The following is a 3840-nucleotide window of genomic DNA, read 5'->3' as shown; positions in this document are numbered from 1 at the left end:
CTGATATGTGTATATTAGACTGCAACAACGAGCATGCCGCCGAGTTGTCCTGGCTTGAGCCGGAGCGCCTGTCATTCCTGATCGGGCAGGCTTTCTACACGCGCCGCATCGGGGCGCTCGAAGCCTTCATCATGTGCTTCGATCAGGATGCCAGCTACGAAAGCCCGAACTTCCTCTGGTTTCGTGAGCGCTACTCCCGCTTCGTCTATGTCGACCGGGTGGTGGTCGCGGCCGAAGCGCGCGGCCGCGGCCATGCCCGCCGTCTCTACGAGGATCTGTTCGAGCATGTCAGGCGCGCATGCCACACGATCGTAACCTGCGAGGTCAATGCCGATCCCCCGAACCCCACATCGGATGCCTTTCACGCGGCGCTCGGCTTTGGCGAGGTCGGCGATGCCGTGATCCACGGCGGCAGGAAGTCGGTGCGCTACTACGCCAAGCCGATCGACTAGCGCATGGCCCTGGAAGCCAGAGGCTTCAACCATGAGCCAAACAAGGTCTCATGCGGCCGCCGCACTGGCCACAAACAGAAGCTGCAGCTGATGTATCGTCTTCGCGTGCCGGGGGCGTGACATCATGCCAAGCAACGTCTTCCGCTTCGACGAGAGTTGGAACATTCCCGATGCCACGCCGCAGGAAGTGTGGGACGTTCTGTCCGACGCCGAGTTGCTGCCGCTCTGGTGGGGCGACGCCTACAAGGAAGTCGAGCCGCTCGACAAGAAAGGCAAGGCCGTCGTCGGGTCACGGGCAAGAGCCAGGGCGCGAGGCGCCCTGCCCTACGAGCTGAACTTCATCATCGAGGCCGCGGAGCTCGATCCTGGCCGGCTGGTGGTGGTGAAGACCTTCGGCGATTTCGACGGCCTGTGGCGGGCTGAGCTGTCGCCAGCCGGAAGCGGAACGCATGTGAAGCTCACCTGGCAGGTCATCGTGGAGAGGCCGATCCTCAAACTCCTGGCACCCTTGCTGAGGCCGGCTTTCGCGTGGAATCACCGCTGGACCACACCTCGCGGCGAAGCCGGGCTTCGGCGCTATCTCGCCGCACAAAAAACCGGCAAGGCCTGACCTCCTCACCAATTGCGGTTGAGCCAGCCGCGCGCCGGTTTCTCGACGATGTAGTAGCTCGCCAGGGCGCAGGCGAAGACCGCGGCCAGCATCGGGATCGGCGCCACGTCGCGGTCATAGACGAATTTGTAGAAGGGCTGCTGCCACAGATAGAGCGAGTAGGACCACAGCCCCAGCATCACCATCGGCCGCGATGACAGTAGGCCGGTCAGATAGCCGCCGGCGAAGTCGAGCGTGTTGACGGCGAGCGCCAGCAGCGGCACGCCCAGCAGATAGTGCAAGGGCGTCGGCACCGGATCGAGGAACAGCAAGATTCCCCCCACCGCGGCCGCCAGCGCCAGATGCCGGCTCCTGAGGAATGCCGGCAGGTGTCCATCGGCCTTGAGCAGGCAGATCGCCGCCGACAGCAGGATCGAGGCGATATGCACGTCGGTTCGCCAATAGCTGGTTTCGTAGTCCATGCCGAAGACCCAGTAGGAAATAGCGCCGTTGGCCATAGCGAGCAGCGACAGCATGACAAGCAGGCGCACGACATTCGCGCGCCTGGAAACCGCCACGCTGATCAGCGCCAGGATGACATAAGAATGCTCCTCGATGGCAAGCGACCAGATATGGTCGAGCGCGCCCGCGCGATTGATGAGAATGCCGGCATAGTTGTAGGTGAATGTCAGCGCGGTAAGCGCCGCCTTCCATTTGAAGGCAATGAAGGTGCCGGAGAGCCCGATCATGACGGCAACCACGAACACCAGCAGGGCTGGATAGACGCGGGCGAACCGGCGCTTGAAGAAGTTCTTCAGCGGAAAGCGCTCGACGAACAGGATTTCCCCCATCAGCCGGCCGCTCAGCACGAAGAAGAACTCGACGCCGAGCACGCCGAGATTGATGCCGCGAATCGGAAAGAAATGGCCGATCAGCACGAAGGCGATCGACAGGCCGCGCCAGCCGTCGAGATAGGCCAGCCTTGCCCGTGCCGCCTTGTCGGCTGCGGCCCGCGGCAGGACGCCGGCCGTCGCGGAGATGTCGGTCATGCCCGTCCCTCGCAACTCGAGGTCCCGGCATAGCCGTGCCTGGAACCGCTTCGTTTTCCCCGCCGCAGTTATTTTGCAGTGCGGGATAATCTTGTGCAAGTGCGAAGCAGCGAATTCACAGGCAGTTCCTGCCAACCGATTGCGAACACAAAAGAAAAAGGGGCCGCGGCGGATCCTGCCGCCGCTTGGTGAAGCCGGCATAGTGGGCAATGTTTCGTGGCCTAATGCCTTGCCCGCCTGCCGAAATCGGCCGAATGTGCGGATCGATTTCATAATCCAACGCAGAGACCGCTTATGGCAGACTTCGTCCTCCCTCCGCCCGCGATCGCTTCGGTCGCGGTGACCGGCTCGGCGGAACGGTTTGCCGTGCGCCGCATCTTCTGCGTTGGCCGCAACTACGCGGCGCATGCGCGAGAACTCGGCAATGACGAGCGCGATCCGCCCTTCTTCTTCACCAAGCCGGCCGACGCCGTGGTCGACAGCGGCGCCGAGATCCCCTACCCGCCGCTGACTGGCAATCTCCACCACGAGATCGAGCTGGTCGTGGCGATCGGCAAGGCCGGCTTCCGCATCCCTCGCACCGAGGCGCTCGCGCATGTCTGGGGCTATGGCGTCGGCGTGGACCTCACTCGCCGCGACCTGCAGGACCAGGCGAAGAAAGCGGCCCGCCCCTGGGACTGGTCGAAGGCCTTCGACTTCTCCGCGCCTTGCGGCCCGCTGCTTCCGGTCGCAAGGTCTGGCCATCCCGAAACGGGTCGCATCTGGCTCGCTGTAAACGGTGACGTAAAACAGGACGGCGACCTCGCCGAGCTGATCTGGCCCGTCGCCGATGTCGTCTCGATCTGCAGCGAGTCGGTCGAGCTCCAGCCCGGCGACCTGATCTTCACCGGCACGCCGGCCGGCGTTGGCGCGGTTCAGGCGGGCGACAAGATCACTGGTGGCGTCGACGGCATCGGCGCCGTCGAGGTCACCATCGGGCAGCCGAGGCGATGAGCGACCTCGTCCTCCATAACTATTATCGATCCTCCACCTCATACCGGGTGCGGATCGCGCTGGAGATGAAGGGGCGTACCTACACCTATGTGCCCCACCATCTGCGCCATGGCGAGCATCTCGAGCCCGCCTATCTCGCGGTCAATCCGCAAGGGTTGGTGCCGGCGCTGGTGCTCGACGACGGAACGCTTTTAACCCAGTCGCTGGCGATCATCGAATATCTCGACGAGATCGAGCCCGAGCCGCCGTTGTTGCCCAAGGATGCGCTGGGACGCGCCAGGGTCCGGATGCTGGCGCAGATGATCGCCTGCGACATCCATCCGGTGAACAATCTGCGCGTGCTCACCTCGCTGCGCACCTTGTTCGGCGCCGGCGACGAGGATGTCGTCAACTGGTTCCGGCATTGGGTGAATGAAGGTTTCCAGCCGCTTGAAAAGATTCTGGCCGCCTCGCCCGAGACCGGCAGGTTCTGCCATGGAGATACACCGGGGCTCGCCGATATCTGCCTCGCCGCGCAGGTCACCAACAATGCCCGCTTCGGCGTCGACATGGCGGCCTATCCGGTGATCTCGCGCATCCACGCCGCCTGCATGGCGCTGCCGGCGTTCCAGAAGGCTGCGCCGCAGAACCAGATCGATGCCGAATAGAGAAGCAAGGGATCCCGACGAGGCTAAGACGCTCGCCGATATCGAGGAGTATGGCTGTCATATCCTCTACGTGCTGGAGGACGACGAGCACCCGCCATTCGCTTACTCGG

At 63.5% G+C, this 3840-nt stretch carries 5 protein-coding genes; 4 read left to right on the top strand and 1 reads right to left on the bottom strand.

Features of this window, described 5'->3' with window-relative positions; translation table 11 throughout:
• Positions 1-5: 5 nt before the first annotated feature.
• Together EOA60_RS22670 and EOA60_RS22665 are read left to right on the top strand one after the other, a co-directional pair.
• Complete coding sequence (locus EOA60_RS22670) at positions 6-452, top strand: GNAT family N-acetyltransferase (RefSeq protein ID WP_128311931.1); 447 nt, start codon at positions 6-8, stop codon at positions 450-452.
• A 124-nt stretch (positions 453-576) separates the two neighbouring features.
• Positions 577-1062 carry an SRPBCC family protein gene (locus EOA60_RS22665; protein ID WP_095801896.1) on the top strand — a complete coding sequence of 162 codons (486 nt, stop codon included), beginning with the start codon at positions 577-579 and terminating at the stop codon, positions 1060-1062.
• Positions 1063-1067: 5 nt separating this feature from the next.
• On the opposite strand, the gene EOA60_RS22660 is transcribed toward EOA60_RS22665, so the two are convergent.
• A complete protein-coding gene (locus EOA60_RS22660; protein ID WP_095825630.1) occupies positions 1068-2090 on the bottom strand; it encodes an acyltransferase in 1023 nt (340 codons plus the stop codon).
• 294 nt (positions 2091-2384) lie between these two features.
• On the opposite strand from EOA60_RS22660, the gene EOA60_RS22655 reads away from it, so the two are divergent.
• A complete protein-coding gene (locus tag EOA60_RS22655) occupies positions 2385-3083 on the top strand; it encodes a fumarylacetoacetate hydrolase family protein (RefSeq protein WP_095825631.1) in 699 nt (232 codons plus the stop codon).
• Entirely contained in the window at positions 3080-3730 is a 651-nt protein-coding gene (maiA, locus tag EOA60_RS22650) for a maleylacetoacetate isomerase (RefSeq protein WP_095825632.1), read from the top strand. The genes EOA60_RS22655 and maiA overlap by 4 nt, the downstream gene beginning before the upstream one ends.
• The last annotated feature ends 110 nt before the right edge of the window (positions 3731-3840 follow it).

This window comes from Mesorhizobium sp. M1A.F.Ca.IN.020.06.1.1, assembly GCF_004023265.1.
Lineage (GTDB): Bacteria > Pseudomonadota > Alphaproteobacteria > Rhizobiales > Rhizobiaceae > Mesorhizobium.
Note: the sequence above shows the minus strand (reverse complement) of the source record. Positions and strands in the feature narration are given on the sequence as shown.

Bases quoted from the DNA above. Each gene is read 5' to 3' on its own strand.
- EOA60_RS22655 (WP_095825631.1), top strand. From the start codon at position 2,385: ATGGCAGACTTCGTCCTCCCTCCGCCCGCGATCGCTTCGGTCGCGGTG.
- maiA (WP_095825632.1), top strand. From the start codon at position 3,080: ATGAGCGACCTCGTCCTCCATAACTATTATCGATCCTCCACCTCATAC.
- EOA60_RS22660 (WP_095825630.1), bottom strand. From the start codon at position 2,090: ATGACCGACATCTCCGCGACGGCCGGCGTCCTGCCGCGGGCCGCAGCC.
- EOA60_RS22665 (WP_095801896.1), top strand. From the start codon at position 577: ATGCCAAGCAACGTCTTCCGCTTCGACGAGAGTTGGAACATTCCCGAT.
- EOA60_RS22670 (WP_128311931.1), top strand. From the start codon at position 6: ATGTGTATATTAGACTGCAACAACGAGCATGCCGCCGAGTTGTCCTGG.